The organism is Pedobacter sp. FW305-3-2-15-E-R2A2 (assembly GCF_038446955.1).
Lineage (GTDB): Bacteria > Bacteroidota > Bacteroidia > Sphingobacteriales > Sphingobacteriaceae > Pedobacter.
This window is the reverse complement of record NZ_CP151803.1, coordinates 6,114,317-6,128,196: the sequence shown is the minus strand read 5'-3', so window position 1 is coordinate 6,128,196 and position 13,880 is coordinate 6,114,317. Positions and strand designations below refer to the sequence as shown.

General features: G+C 41.7%; 13 protein-coding genes. 7 read left to right on the top strand and 6 right to left on the bottom strand.

Annotated elements, in window-relative coordinates; translation table 11 throughout:
• Positions 1-15 precede the first annotated feature (15 nt).
• From AAFF35_RS24705 to AAFF35_RS24690, 4 genes are read left to right on the top strand one after another with little or no spacing between them, the layout of a single operon-like run.
• Positions 16-480: a dCMP deaminase family protein gene (locus AAFF35_RS24705; RefSeq protein ID WP_074612288.1), complete on the top strand. Its 465-nt coding sequence runs from the start codon at positions 16-18 to the stop codon at positions 478-480.
• Between the two features lie 43 nt (positions 481-523).
• Positions 524-2,053: a glutamine-hydrolyzing GMP synthase gene (guaA, locus tag AAFF35_RS24700; protein ID WP_342329211.1), complete on the top strand. Its 1,530-nt coding sequence runs from the start codon at positions 524-526 to the stop codon at positions 2,051-2,053.
• On the top strand, positions 2,010-3,239 hold the full coding sequence (locus AAFF35_RS24695; RefSeq protein WP_342329210.1) for an amino acid ABC transporter substrate-binding protein: 1,230 nt from the start codon (positions 2,010-2,012) through the stop codon (positions 3,237-3,239). The genes guaA and AAFF35_RS24695 overlap by 44 nt, the downstream gene beginning before the upstream one ends.
• A complete protein-coding gene (locus tag AAFF35_RS24690) occupies positions 3,236-4,399 on the top strand; it encodes an RsmB/NOP family class I SAM-dependent RNA methyltransferase (RefSeq protein ID WP_342329209.1) in 1,164 nt (387 codons plus the stop codon). The genes AAFF35_RS24695 and AAFF35_RS24690 overlap by 4 nt, the downstream gene beginning before the upstream one ends.
• A 157-nt stretch (positions 4,400-4,556) precedes the next feature.
• On the opposite strand, the gene AAFF35_RS24685 is transcribed toward AAFF35_RS24690, so the two are convergent.
• From AAFF35_RS24685 to AAFF35_RS24675, 3 genes are all read right to left on the bottom strand, one after another.
• A complete protein-coding gene (locus AAFF35_RS24685; RefSeq protein WP_074612401.1) occupies positions 4,557-5,123 on the bottom strand; it encodes a MarC family protein in 567 nt (188 codons plus the stop codon).
• Positions 5,124-5,279: 156 nt separating this feature from the next.
• Positions 5,280-6,983, bottom strand: coding sequence for an amino acid permease (locus tag AAFF35_RS24680; protein WP_342329208.1), 1,704 nt, complete (start codon positions 6,981-6,983; stop codon positions 5,280-5,282).
• A 129-nt stretch (positions 6,984-7,112) separates the two neighbouring features.
• The gene (locus tag AAFF35_RS24675) at positions 7,113-9,407 is read right to left on the bottom strand and encodes a sodium-translocating pyrophosphatase (RefSeq protein ID WP_342329207.1); all 2,295 of its coding nucleotides are present in this window, start codon (positions 9,405-9,407) and stop codon (positions 7,113-7,115) included.
• Positions 9,408-9,823: 416 nt separating this feature from the next.
• Between AAFF35_RS24675 and AAFF35_RS24670 the strand changes: the two genes are divergently transcribed.
• Both AAFF35_RS24670 and AAFF35_RS24665 read left to right on the top strand, forming a co-directional pair.
• Positions 9,824-11,287, top strand: coding sequence for an amino acid permease (locus AAFF35_RS24670; RefSeq protein ID WP_342329206.1), 1,464 nt, complete (start codon positions 9,824-9,826; stop codon positions 11,285-11,287).
• 58 nt (positions 11,288-11,345) lie between these two features.
• The gene (locus AAFF35_RS24665; protein WP_074612295.1) at positions 11,346-11,927 is read left to right on the top strand and encodes an XRE family transcriptional regulator; all 582 of its coding nucleotides are present in this window, start codon (positions 11,346-11,348) and stop codon (positions 11,925-11,927) included.
• Here the strand turns inward: AAFF35_RS24665 and AAFF35_RS24660 are convergent, their stop codons facing one another.
• The 3 genes from AAFF35_RS24660 to AAFF35_RS24650 form a co-directional block, all read right to left on the bottom strand.
• The gene (locus tag AAFF35_RS24660) at positions 11,928-12,398 is read right to left on the bottom strand and encodes a GNAT family N-acetyltransferase (protein ID WP_342329205.1); all 471 of its coding nucleotides are present in this window, start codon (positions 12,396-12,398) and stop codon (positions 11,928-11,930) included.
• A 7-nt stretch (positions 12,399-12,405) separates the two neighbouring features.
• Entirely contained in the window at positions 12,406-12,603 is a 198-nt protein-coding gene (locus tag AAFF35_RS24655) for a DUF5808 domain-containing protein (protein WP_342329204.1), read from the bottom strand.
• A 197-nt stretch (positions 12,604-12,800) separates the two neighbouring features.
• Positions 12,801-12,941 (bottom strand): hypothetical protein, encoded by a 141-nt coding sequence (locus tag AAFF35_RS24650; RefSeq protein WP_342329203.1) that lies wholly within the window; start codon positions 12,939-12,941, stop codon positions 12,801-12,803.
• Positions 12,942-13,114: 173 nt separating this feature from the next.
• Between AAFF35_RS24650 and AAFF35_RS24645 the strand changes: the two genes are divergently transcribed.
• Positions 13,115-13,879, top strand: coding sequence for a hypothetical protein (locus tag AAFF35_RS24645; protein ID WP_342329202.1), 765 nt, complete (start codon positions 13,115-13,117; stop codon positions 13,877-13,879).
• Position 13,880 lies beyond the last annotated feature (1 nt).

Genomic DNA, 13,880 nt, shown 5'->3' with positions numbered 1-13,880 from the left:
TAATTTATATCGATAATGAGTAAGAAAAGTTTTGATCATATTTATATGCACCTGGCCGCCGATCTGGCCGCACGATCACATTGTGTAAGGGCACAGGTAGGAGCGGTGCTGACAAAAGATACCAGGATTATTTCCATTGGTTATAACGGACCGCCGCCGGGAACACACAATTGTGATGAGGAATGGCCGGAGACAGGTTGCGAAAGAGATTCCAGAGGAAGCTGTTCCTTAGCTTTGCATGCAGAAGAAAATGCCATATTATACGCTTCAAAAAACGGATCTAAGATCGAGGGATCGACTTTATATACCACACTTTCTCCTTGCATTGCCTGCGCAAGGCTGATCTTGTCATCGGGAATAAAGAAAGTGCTGTACATGGATTCTTATGCGGAATACAAAGGATTACCGAGTGATGAAGGGGTTGATTTTCTGCGCAGGTTCGGTGTAGAAGTGAATAAGTATCAAATCGAGGTTAATTGATAATCTGTCTTGTAGCAGCAGCTAAGTTTTCTTAACTTTGGCCATGCTAGAAAAAATCATTATTCTCGATTTTGGTTCCCAATACACACAGCTAATTGCCCGCAGGGTACGCGAACTAAATGTGTATTGCGAAATTCATCCATTCAACAACATTCCTGAAATCTCATCTGATGTGAAAGGTGTCATCTTTTCAGGAAGTCCATATTCAGTTCGTCAGGAAGATGCTCCTCAGATAGACTTAACCAAATTCCACCTTAAATTTCCGGTTTTAGGAGTTTGTTATGGTGCGCAATATATGGCTCAACAATTAGGAGGTGAAGTTCAGGCCTCTTCGACACGTGAATACGGCAGGGCTAACCTGAATTTCGTTGCTAGCGGAAATAAATTATTTAAAAATATCAACCTGGATTCTCAGGTATGGATGTCTCATGGAGATACCATCACTAAAATCCCTGAAAATTTTGAACTGATTGCAAGTACAGACAGCGTAAAAGTTGCTGCTTATCAGATTAAAGATACCGAAACTTATGCCATTCAGTTTCACCCTGAGGTGACTCACAGTACCGATGGAAAACAGCTTTTGGAAAACTTCCTGGTAGACATCTGCGGATGTAGCCAGTCATGGACTTCTGAAGCTTTTGTAGAAACGACTATTGCAGATTTACAAGCAAAATTAGGTGACGATAAAGTGGTTCTGGCCCTTTCAGGAGGAGTAGATTCCAGTGTTGCTGCCATCCTTTTACATAAAGCAATCGGCACAAACCTTCATTGTATTTTTGTGGACAATGGTTTACTTCGTAAAGACGAATATGAAGGGGTATTAGAACAATATAAACACCTTGGATTAAACATCAAGGGGGTGGATGCTAAAGAACGTTTCTTAAGTCAGCTTGCCGGTGTTACGGATCCTGAATTGAAACGTAAGGCGATCGGTCGGGTATTTATCGAAGTTTTCGACGATGAAGCACACCAGGTACAAGATGTGAAATGGCTTGCACAAGGAACAATTTACCCGGATGTAATTGAATCCATCTCTGTAAACGGTCCGTCAGCAACCATTAAATCACACCATAATGTAGGTGGATTACCTGACTTCATGAAGTTACAGGTAGTAGAGCCATTAAATACCTTGTTTAAAGACGAAGTGAGAAGAGTAGGTACTTCATTAGGATTGGAGCATTTCATTATTGGCCGTCACCCTTTCCCGGGACCAGGTTTAGCGATCAGGATTCTTGGTGAAGTGACTCCGGAGAAAGTAGCGATCTTACAGGAAGCGGATGCCATTTACATCAACAATTTAAAAGAAGCAGGACTATACGATAAAGTATGGCAGGCAGGTGCCATCTTCCTTCCTGTGCAATCCGTAGGAGTAATGGGTGATGAGCGGACTTACGAGAATGCCATTTGCCTTCGTGCAGTAGAATCTGTAGATGGAATGACAGCAGATTGGTGTCATTTACCGTACAATGTACTCGCCAAAATTTCTAATGAAATTATTAACAAAGTAAAAGGAATAAACCGCGTTGTATATGATATCAGCTCAAAACCCCCAGCTACAATTGAGTGGGAATAAATATTGGCTGATCCTTTGTATTGGCTTGTTGTTTTCGGCGTGTTCGCCGAAAACACGGCCCAATACAAATAAAAAACCTGATACTCCCCCAAAAGAAAAAGAAGTAGAGAAACCGGTCGAACGCTTCAGCGAAGCCAATATTTCCTTACTCATCCCTTTTCGTTTAAACGAAATCAAGTTAAAGACGGCAACCAAAGCCGAAGTAGAGAAATCTGCTATGGCCATTGATTTTTATCAGGGCTTTAAGCTTGGGATAGACTCTGCGGCGTCTTTAGGCCTGAATTTTAAAGTCAACGTTTACGATACCCGTGATAATAACTCACAATTGGAAGGACTGATCAATAATGGCGGTCTACTGTCCAGTAACCTGATTGTTGGTCCGGTATTTCCGCAGGGTGTAAAGTATATTACGCAATATTCTATTGCGAAAAATATTCCTGTGGTATCGCCTTTGGCAGCTTCACATCCGGAAGAGTTCTCCAATCCTAATCTGATCTCTATTGTCAATAACATTGACCTTCATGCAGAGAAAATTGGCAATTATATCATTAAGAATTACAATCCGGACAATACAGTGATCGTGCTGATCAATCCAAAGACAACCAGTGATGAGATTATGGCTGCACCTTTGCGTCAGTTTTTTCATTATAATAAAAAGGTCTATCTGCTGCAGGAATACCCTTCGGTATTCAGTTTCGAAACTAAAATGGCAAAGAACAAGCAATACGTGGTGATTGTGACTTCTTCTGACCGTAAGTTTGTAGTGCCTACGCTGGACAGATTGGTGAAGATCAAAAACAAAGGGTTTAATGTAAACCTGTTCGGTCATCCGGATTGGGTAAAACAAAATTATAATATCGACAGGCTTCAGGCCTTAAATACCAGCATTACTTCTTCTTACAAAGTCGATTACCAAAATGGAGAAACGATCACCTTCATTAAGAAATACCGGACTAAGTTCAATTTTGAACCTGGTGAATATTCTTTTAAAGGCTTTGATATTGGTTTCTATTTTGGTAAATTGTTTGCAGAACATGGAGCCAATTACCTGAAATACCTGACCAAAGAAAGATATAAAGGGCTGCATAATTCCTTTACGTTCTATCATAATGAGAAACTGGGCTATATCAATACCAGTTTAATGCTTTTACGTTATAAGAACTTTGCGCTAAACGTTATAGAATGAGAATAGAACATCAAATCAGGGCTTTTGAGCAGATCTTTAAAAACTATGATGGCTTATTGCCTTTGCATCGGTTTTTGTTTATCTATTTCAAGCAGAATAAAAAGATGGGCTCTTCCGACAGAAGATGGTCCAGCCGCTATATCTATAGCTTTTTTAGGCTTGGAAAGGCCCTGATCAAAGAGCAGCAGGTGCTTCGCCTTGCGGTAGCTGATTTCTTATGTAATACTACGCCAAGTCTTGTGGTAGAGACGCATTTGCCTGCTTTGGCAGCGAAGATGGAACTGCCGGTAAAAGCCAAACTGGAACTGGTACAACAGGCATTTGCCGATTTTAAATTGGCGGATGTCTTTTCTTTTCATCAAAACCTTTCAGCAGCGGTAGAGAAGGAAGATTTCTTTGAATCCTTCTTTACACAACCAGACTTATTTTTAAGAATCACTACTGGTCATTTAAAATCATTACTGGAAGCTTTGAAAGCGCATGAAGTGCCTGTTCAGGAGCTGAGCGAGACCACACTGGCCTTGCCGAATGGTACAAAGCTGGAAAATGTATTCCCCAATCAGAAGTTCTATCAGGTGCAGGATCTTTCTTCTCAAAAGACAGGGATGTTCTTTGAGCCCAAAACCTGGGATTACTGGTGGGATTGCTGTGCTGCCTCAGGCGGCAAATCCCTGCTTCTGCACGATCTTGAGCCTAGCGTGCAGCTGTTGGTGAGTGATGTTAGAGAAAATAGCTTAAACAACCTCGATGATCGTTTTCACGAGGCGGGAATTAAAAAGTATCAAAAGAAAGTCCTGGATCTGCTGCAAAACAATGATCAGGATTTACACCATTATGAATTTGATGGGATTATTCTGGATGCACCTTGCTCCGGTTCAGGAACCTGGGGACGTACACCGGAAATGCTGTATTTCTTTGATGAACATAAAATCAGCAATTATACCAGATTACAAAAGGCCATTGCATCGAATGTTGTGAAATACCTGAAACCGGGAAAACCGCTCATCTACATCACCTGCTCTGTTTTTAAGCAGGAGAATGAGGAGGTGGTCAGCTATCTGGAAGAAAACCTTTCGCTGAAACTGGAGAAAATGGAAGTGATCAAAGGTTATAAAGACAAAGCGGATACCATGTTTGTAGCCCGCTTGACTAAGGTTTAGTGCTTTTGCGTACTAAACCAATGCCTGATCTTTTCCTTTGCATGCCTTAGGGCTTCAAAGAAAATGGCCAAAGCGCCAATGATGAGGGTAAATTGCTCGAAGTTATTCATCTTCTTATATTGGTTTCTTAATATAAGACGCGCCCGAAGCAGATATGTTACAGTCCGGTATTGTTACGGAAGAGTTTGATGGCAATCGCAAGTAATATGATTCCAAATGCCTTTCTTAATACATTCAACCCGGACTTTCCAAAAAGTCTTTCCAGTCTGTTTGTATTCTTCAGTACAAAGTATACAAAACTCATATTGATCAGGATGCCCACAATGATATTTTGAGTGGCATATTCTGTTTTTAACGATAAGAGGGTGGTCATTGTTCCTGCACCTGCAATTAAAGGGAAGGCCAGAGGTACAATGGATACGGTTTCAGGAACTTCTTCTTTAAATATGGTTAAGCCGAGGATCATCTCCATTGCAATAAAGAAGATTACAAAGGAACCTGCAATGGCGAAAGATTCCACATCAAGACCAATGACTTTTAACAGGGTTTCTCCCGCAAAAAGGAAGATAATCATTAGCACTGTTGCTACTATGGTCGCTTTTTCAGACTGAATATGACCGGCTTTTTTTCTGAGTTCTATCACCACAGGGATGGAGCCCAGGATATCGATGATGGCAAAAATAACCATCGAACACGACAAGATTTGACTGAAATTGAATTCCATAGCAGTTAATTTATGCTGCAAAGGTAAATTAAATTGTAATAAAAATGAGACAGTTTTACTGTTGAGTGCAGAATATAAGGAAATAACAAGGCCTGATGTTAGGATTAACATCAGGCCTTATCACGTAATAAAGAATAGAAATCCTTTAAACGGTTGTTAGTTTATCTTGGCTTTCACGTTTTTAGAAGTGGAAAGACGATAGGCGTATAATAGTAAATGTACCGCAGCATAAACCAGAGAGAAATAATACAAGCCTGTATCTTTTCCGTCTGTGATGCTATGGTGAATGAAGGCAACAGCAACCAATAGTGCAGCCAAAGCCAGTCCGATTAAGGAAACTACTTTATTGCTTCTTGCCAGTGTTACCGGGTTATTGTCAGATAATAAACTGTTTTTGATACCATAGAACAGGTAAACATCCATACCAAGGATCATCCATACCAATAAACGAACCCAGGTATCTAAAGGAAGGAATACCATCATTCCTAAACATACCACCACACCTAAGATCGGGATTAGTGGCACCAATGGCACTTTAAATGCTCTTGGAAGATCTGGCATGCGTTTTCTAAGAATCACAATTCCGATACATACCAGGATAAATGCAAGTAAGGTACCGATACTGGTCATCTCACCAACTACGCCTGCCGGAACAAATGCAGCAAATAAACTCACAAACACCATGAAAAGTAAATTGCTTTTCACAGGAGTACTGAATTTAGGATGAACACTGGAGAATACTTTAGGCAATAAACCATCTTTACTCATCGAGAAGAATACCCTTGATTGTCCCAGTAACATCACCAGGATTACAGAAGCATAACCACCTAAAATCGCAAGGATGATCAATTTATTTAACCATGGGAACGCAGGCGTAACCACACCGGCCGCATTTTTAACTCCCATATTATCAATAGCAACAGCAACCGGCGCAATACCATCCTGACCTTTAAACATGTCATAGTTGGCAACACCTGTCATTACGTGTGCGAATAAGATGTAAAGAACGGTACATACAAACAGGGAAACGAGAATCCCGATTGGCATATCTTTCTTTGGATTCTTAGCTTCCTGTGCTGCAGTAGAAACGGCATCAAAACCAATATAAGCAAAGAACACAATTCCCGCGGCCCGAATGACACCTCCCCATCCATTGGTAAAGAAGCTGTCATGACCTGGCTTATCTGCAGGAATAAAATATGGAGAATAGTTGTCTGCGTTGATGTATTTCCAACCTAAGAAAATAAATATGAATACGATAACTACTTTAATCGCTACAATCAAACCATTGATAAAAGCAGACTCCTGAGTGCCTCTCATTAATACCAATGACATCAGACATATGATAAATACCGCCGGAAGGTTGAACATTCCATGAACGGTTGTTCCGTCAAGCAATTGTGCAGTCTCAAAAGGTGACATCGTCACTTCCGCAGGGAGGTGGACGTCGTAATAAGCAAGAAACTTAACGAGATACCGGCTCCAGCTGATGGAAACCGTGGCCGCACCAAGCGCATATTCCAACACTAAATCCCAACCAATAATCCAGGCAACTAATTCGCCCATGGTGGCATAAGAATAGGTGTAAGCACTTCCTGCAACAGGAATCATGGAAGCAAACTCTGCATAGCATAAGCCTGCAAATCCGCAACCAATTGCTGCAATGATAAAGGAAATGGTGATGGCCGGGCCGGCATTATTGGCGGCTGCAGAACCGGTGATGGAAAATAGTCCAGCACCAATAATGGCTCCAATACCCAAAGCTACCAGGTTAACGGGGCCAAGGGTCCGCTTCAGGGTGCCCTCTCCGCTCTCAGCAGCTTCTTTTGTAAGTAAGTCGATTGACTTTCTAAAATTCATAATTTAAGATTTAGTAATAGTTTTCTATAGTCTTTGGTTTGTAATCTGATTGTCAAACCTAAATAAAATATGTTTAAAAATAAAAGGGATTCTTATTCAAAATCCCTTTTAGCAGTAACAATTATAATATTATGGCTTGACGGTCAAGGTGTCAATGGTATTTTTTACCGTATCCATTGTTTCTTTTCCCAGAGAATCGACCGTTTTAATGACCCTGATCTCTTTTTTGATCTCCTGTTTTGTTTCTGTCATCACTCCAACGGCAATGTACGGAGCGATCACCAGAGAAACGATAGACATCAGTTTGATCAGGATATTCATCGATGGACCTGAAGTATCTTTGAAGGGATCACCGACGGTATCACCAGTCACTGAAGCTTTATGTGGTTCCGATTTTTTATAGAACATTTCTCCATTGATCGATACCCCTTTTTCAAATGATTTTTTTGCATTGTCCCAGGCACCACCGGCATTGCTCTGGAAAATCCCCATCAATACACCTGATACGGTAACACCAGCAAGCAGACCACCTAAGATCTCCGCAGAACTTACCGAAGGAAATACACCTTTAAGCCCAAAGCCAACGATGATCGGAACCAGTAAAGCGATTGCCCCTGGTAACATCATTTCGCGGATAGAAGCTTCTGTAGAGATCGCCACACATTTCTCGTATTCCGGTTTCGCTTTATATTCCATAATTCCCGGAATCTCACGGAACTGACGACGAACCTCCTGAACCATGTCCATTGCGGCCTTACCAACAGCAGCAATACATAAAGCAGAGAAGATAAAAGGAATCATCGCTCCTACAAATAAGCCCGCCAAAACAGGGGCCTTATAAATATCGATGGCATCAATTCCTGCAACGCCAACAAAGGCCGCAAATAAAGCCAGTGAGGTTAAGGCTGCAGAAGCAATGGCGAAACCCTTACCCGTAGCCGCTGTAGTGTTTCCTACTGCATCTAAATTGTCTGTACGTTCCCGAACTTCTGGTGGAAGCTGGCTCATTTCGGCAATTCCACCTGCATTATCTGCAATAGGACCGAAAGCGTCAATGGCCAGTTGCATCGCCGTTGTGGCCATCATTCCTGCTGCGGCAATGGCCACACCATATAAACCTGCAAAGGCATAAGAAAAGATAATTCCGGCTGCCAGTACCAGAATCGGGGCTACGGTAGATTTCATCCCTACAGATAAACCACCGATAATATTTGTGGCATGGCCGGTTCCTGATTGCTGAATGATCGAATTCACCGGGCCTTTGCCCATAGCGGTATAATATTCTGTAATGATACTCATCAAAGTACCCACGATTAACCCAACAATGATGGCAAAAAATACATCCAGACTGGTAAAGTTAACGCCACGTAAATGCAGCTGAGCAGGAAGCATGAACATCACAATAAAATAAGAAGCGATAGCGGTAAGTACGATAGAGCTCCAGTTTCCTAAGTTCAGGGCAGTTTGTACATTGGAATCTTCTCCTTTAATGCGAACGAACCAGGTTCCTACGATGGAGAACAAAATTCCCAGTCCGCAAATTACCATTGGCAGCAATACCGGCGAGAAACCATTCAGGTTATCGACCGCTACACCATTTAATTTATCTACCACGATTTCTTGTCCCAACACCATGGTTGCGAGTATCGTTGCTACATAAGAACCGAATAAATCGGCACCCATTCCAGCCACATCCCCCACATTATCACCTACGTTATCGGCAATTGTCGCCGGATTTCTTACATCATCTTCCGGAATTCCGGCTTCTACTTTACCTACCAGATCGGCACCTACATCGGCTGCTTTGGTATAAATACCGCCGCCAACACGGGCAAATAAGGCGATAGACTCTGCACCCAGGGAGAAACCTGTCAGCACTTCTATTGCTGTTTTCATTTCTGTACTGTTGGCTTCTACGACATTAAATACCTGCATGAAGACAATAAACAAACCTCCTAATCCCAAGATTGCCAGTCCTGCTACACCCAGTCCCATTACTGTTCCTCCCGTGAAGGAAACTTTTAAAGCTTTGGATAAACTCGTTCTTGCAGCCTGGGTAGTACGTACGTTGGCTTTTGTAGCGGCTTTCATCCCGATATATCCTGCAGTAGCAGAAAATACAGCACCAATCACAAAAGCGACAGCAATGATCCAGCTGGAATGCAATTCCACTCCGTTGACTTCGTGAACGGTTCCGGAATAGGCCAGTAAAGCTGCGGTGAAGACCACGAAAATGCTCAATACTTTCCATTCTGCTTTTAAAAAGGCCATCGCCCCGTCGGCAATATAGCCGGCCAACTCTTGCATGTTTGCATCACCAGGATCCTGCTTGTTTACCCAGGCACTTTTAATAGCCATGACGATAATGCCAATTAATCCCAGGACGGGAATAAAATAGATTAGATTGTTTTGTAAAAACTCCATACTTAATTTCTGTTTATTTGGTTCTTTATTTGGTTTTTGCGGTTAATTGCGGCCCCTTCATTATCATGAGTGGTTAGAGCGTTGATTATGAAGGTAGAGCAACGTAAAAATAAGGGTGTTCTTTTAAAAAGCAAATTTTTAATGAATTGATTGTTAAGCTTTTTTCGAGAAATATTAATTTAATATTCCGAATGCCAATCAGGGCAATCTGATTTTAATTATTTTAAATATATTAGCACAAACTAACCAAACAAAATGAAACCATCAAATTGAACCACAATTAATTGTGCAGATCAGTGCTGACAGGATCGTTTCATTTTGAAAAACCAAAACCAAGTCTATGAATGTTTCAGGTATTGCAGGAACCACAAATGCAACAATTGAAAGATTCAGGGCTAAAAACTAAAACAAACTAAATGGAAAAAGAAAATCAAGATGGCTCTTTCAAGAGAGAACTTGGCTTATTAGATGGTACAATGCTGGTCGTAGGTTCTATGATCGGCTCCGGAATCTTTATTGTCAGTGCCGATATCACCAGGCAGGTAGGATCGGCAGGCTGGCTGATTTTAATCTGGGTCATCACCGGACTGGTTACCGTAATTGCAGCGGTAAGTTATGGGGAATTGAGTGCTATGTTTCCCAAAGCAGGCGGTCAATACGTATACCTGAAAGAATCTTATAACAAGTTGATTGCTTTTCTCTATGGATGGAGTTTTTTCGCCGTCATTCAAACCGGGACCATCGCCGCGGTAGGCGTGGCCTTCTCTAAATTTGCAGCTTACCTTTATGAACCCCTGAGTGAAACAAACATCCTTTGGCAGCTAAAGATCGGGACGGATGCAGCCGGAGCACCGGAATTTTTCTCTTTAAGCGCGGCACAAATTGTGTCTATTCTGACCATTATCCTGCTGAGTTACATCAATAGCCGTGGGGTGAAAGACAGCAAAACCTTGCAGACTTTTCTAACCATTATCAAAATTTTATCTCTTTTCGGACTGATCATATTTGGCTTTACCCTGGGTGCCAAATCAGAAATCTGGAATGCCAACTGGGCAGATGCCTGGAGCACCAGATCTTTTAACGTAGAAAGCGGCTCCTGGATGACGGTTGGAGGTTCTGTACTTTTCGCAGCCGTTTCTGCCTCCCTTGTGGGCTCTTTATTTTCCAGTGATGCCTGGAATGGCGTAACCTTCATTGCCGGGGAAATCAAAAAACCGGAACGTAACGTAGGGCTTAGCCTGTTCCTGGGAACCTTTATTGTAAGTGTTATCTACATCCTTGCGAACTTAATGTATGTTGCCGTGATTCCTTTAAACGACATAGCTACGGCAAAGTCTGACCGTGTTGCGGTAGTTGCTGCCCAACATATTTTCGGAAATGCAGGAACGATTATCATTGCGGTTATGATCATGATCTCTACTTTCGCCTGTAATAACGGATTGATCATGGCAGGGGCAAGGGTATATTATACCATGGCAAAAGATGGTCTTTTCTTTAAGAAAGCGGCCAATTTAAACAAAGCAAGTGTACCGGCCTGGGCCTTATGGATTCAGTGTTTCTGGGCCTCAGCCCTATGTCTTACCGGAAAATATGGTGCTTTACTGGATTTTGTGATGATCATTGTGATGATTTTCTATATCCTGACGATTGTCGGAATTTTTATCCTGAGAAAGAAAATGCCGAATGCCGAACGTCCATATAAAGCTTTTGGATACCCAATATTGCCATTGTTATACATCATCTTCGCAACTGTATTCTGTGTGTCTCTGCTGATCACGCGAATCAGCACCTGTGGATGGGGTGTAGTGATCATGCTGGCCGGGATTCCTGTTTATTATCTGACAAAACAAAAGGAACCGGGCTCTGTTAACACAAATTAGTTTAAATAGAATGGTGATGCGGCTGTAAATTGATTATTTTTGGACAAGAAAAAAAACTATGGAAGAGGATGTAATCCTGAAGATCAGTTACCGGATAAAAGAAATAAGAAAAGAAAGAGGCATCACCATTCAGGAATTGGCGGATCGGGCAGGCGTAAGTAAAGGTCTGATTTCACAAATTGAAAACAACCGTACTGTACCTTCTTTGATGGTGCTGATAGACATTATCAAATCCCTTGACGTTGACCTGAACCAGTTTTTTAAAGACATCTCTGCGAGTTCGAACAAAGCCCCGGTGGTGGTGAAAAGAAAAGCAGAATATGAGTCTTTTGAAAAAGAACAGGCACTGGGATTTCTATACCAGCGGATTCTGACCAAGTCGATCAAGAATTCTACCGTAGATATTGTCCTGCTGGAACTGGAACCTGACGCGACCAGACCAATGGTGACTACCGAAGCCTTCGAGTACAAATATATTCTGGCTGGAAATATCAAATATATCTTTGACGATCAGGAGATCGAATTGTCGGCAGGAGATTCCCTTCTTTTTGATGGACGCCTTTCTCATACGCCAAGGAATATAGGGAAAGATAAAGCAATGATGCTGATCATCTATTTCTTTGAAGAAACCAGAGCCTGATTATTTTTTATTGATCCAGCGGATGGCTACCGCCGACATTTTTTCCAGTTCAAGTCTGGTTTCCGGAAGAATGATGAATTCATTTTTCAGGTAAAAGCCTAATGGAGACCGGTAGTATTCTCCGTTTTCTTTCAGGTCTTTGTTATGATCGATCACCCAGCCATTCAGTTCGGCTGTGTTCTTCTTCATTTCTTCCAGCAGACGACGGCCATGACCTTGTCCATGTAAATTGCTGTCTACTACAATCGCAAACCAGGGTTGGTTATTTCTCGTGAACCGTAGAGCCCAGCCCACTACTTCTTCGGAAGGACCAGTCAGCAGGTGATACTCCACATCGGCAAGACCGCTCAGGTAATCATCCAGCTCTTTTAATTCTCCGTGTTTTAGTTTGGCGGGATATTCTTTATTCCACAGATCATGGATCGCTTTCTTCTGAACCGGATTAATTGTGCTGGACTGAATGATTTTCATTTCCTGTCTATTGGAGATACATCGCCGTATAAATTACAAGCGCCGTAATGACCACTAATATCAGAATGTTAAGTCTATGGGCAAAATTTAAAGTGTAACCCATTGACCTTTCGCGTTTGGGTACGATTAATCTTGAATCTGCGGGATTCCAATAAATGATTCCCACTTTATAATTGACAATATTGTCTACAGGGTCTATATCCATCGTTAAAAAAATAAATAATCTTACTAAGAGCTTTAATGAAAATTTTAGTCAATTTAAGAAAGATTGTGATAGAAACAATACGAAATGTAAGAAAATCTAAATCGAAAGTACTGGTAATGAAGCAGGCAGACCAATAACCCTGTCTGCCTGCGAACCCGACCTCTTCCGGAAGCATATTTTCCGATGAATATTTTGTCTTATTTTGCGCTTTTCTTTTTATGGGTAACCACTTTCTTCGCATCTTTTGCGGAAGTTGCATTTTCCGGTTCAGCGCCCTTTGCTTTCTTTGTGACTTCCTTAAGTTCTTTTTGTTCCGTTTTATTTCCTGGACTTTTCATAGCTATACGATTTAAATTGATCTGAAGTATAAACACACCAGGAACAAATAAGTTTAATATCGATAAAAGCGGACTCTTAAAATTGCTGTTCCTAAAATGATCGCCCTGGTTACTGAAAACAAAATATCTGCTGGTTTGTAGTATAGAAAAGTACAAGATCAAAAACGATACTCATGGAAAAAATGATTCAGGCCTTATTCAATTCTGAAGTGGAGGCATTCAAAGGACTACAGGCATTACAGGAACTTCACCTTACAAAAGATGTTTCTGTAGGAGAAACTTATGTTTTGACCCGAGATGGAGATGGGAAGGTGAATATCCGGTCAGCCAAAAATGAATCAGAAGGAGCGAGGGTGATTGGCGGAGGATTGATTGGCGGACTGGTTGGCCTTTTAGCAGGACCATTGGGCTTTATTGTCGGACTGGCAGGAGGAATGATTGCGGGCTCTGCAGGAGAAACACTAAAAGCCGAAGGGGTGTCAGATTATCTGGATCAGGTTTCTGCAAATATTCCTAACGGCAAATCAGTCTTGATTGCCCATGTTTGGGAGAATTGGGAAACACCTGTGGATACGGTTTTGTTACCACTCAGTACAGACCTGAAGCGGTTTAGTTTAGAGGAAAAGGTCTTTGTTCCTGCAAAGACAGAGCTCGATAGGCTAAATGCGGATATTAAAATGGCAGAAATCAGTGTCGAATCAGCAAGCGCTTCGGAAAAACAGGATTGGGTAGTGACGCTTGCTGATCTGAAGGCCAAAAGGGCGGCCCTGGAAAATAAACTGAAAATTCATACAGACCACCAGGAACAACAATATCAGATCTGGGTAGATGAACATCCTTCAACCGATGAAACCCATGATGAAGAAAGACGTCAATACCTGGAAAACAGAATTAATGAACAAAAGACCCGCCTGGATCAGTTAAAGAAAAACAGATAAC

Bases quoted from the DNA above. Each gene is read 5' to 3' on its own strand.
- AAFF35_RS24650 (WP_342329203.1), bottom strand. From the start codon at position 12,941: ATGAAAAGTCCAGGAAATAAAACGGAACAAAAAGAACTTAAGGAAGTC.
- AAFF35_RS24655 (WP_342329204.1), bottom strand. From the start codon at position 12,603: ATGGATATAGACCCTGTAGACAATATTGTCAATTATAAAGTGGGAATC.
- AAFF35_RS24645 (WP_342329202.1), top strand. From the start codon at position 13,115: ATGGAAAAAATGATTCAGGCCTTATTCAATTCTGAAGTGGAGGCATTC.
- AAFF35_RS24705 (WP_074612288.1), top strand. From the start codon at position 16: ATGAGTAAGAAAAGTTTTGATCATATTTATATGCACCTGGCCGCCGAT.
- AAFF35_RS24660 (WP_342329205.1), bottom strand. From the start codon at position 12,398: ATGAAAATCATTCAGTCCAGCACAATTAATCCGGTTCAGAAGAAAGCG.
- AAFF35_RS24670 (WP_342329206.1), top strand. From the start codon at position 9,824: ATGGAAAAAGAAAATCAAGATGGCTCTTTCAAGAGAGAACTTGGCTTA.
- AAFF35_RS24675 (WP_342329207.1), bottom strand. From the start codon at position 9,407: ATGGAGTTTTTACAAAACAATCTAATCTATTTTATTCCCGTCCTGGGA.
- AAFF35_RS24665 (WP_074612295.1), top strand. From the start codon at position 11,346: ATGGAAGAGGATGTAATCCTGAAGATCAGTTACCGGATAAAAGAAATA.
- AAFF35_RS24690 (WP_342329209.1), top strand. From the start codon at position 3,236: ATGAGAATAGAACATCAAATCAGGGCTTTTGAGCAGATCTTTAAAAAC.
- AAFF35_RS24695 (WP_342329210.1), top strand. From the start codon at position 2,010: ATGATATCAGCTCAAAACCCCCAGCTACAATTGAGTGGGAATAAATAT.
- AAFF35_RS24680 (WP_342329208.1), bottom strand. From the start codon at position 6,983: ATGAATTTTAGAAAGTCAATCGACTTACTTACAAAAGAAGCTGCTGAG.
- AAFF35_RS24685 (WP_074612401.1), bottom strand. From the start codon at position 5,123: ATGGAATTCAATTTCAGTCAAATCTTGTCGTGTTCGATGGTTATTTTT.
- guaA (WP_342329211.1), top strand. From the start codon at position 524: ATGCTAGAAAAAATCATTATTCTCGATTTTGGTTCCCAATACACACAG.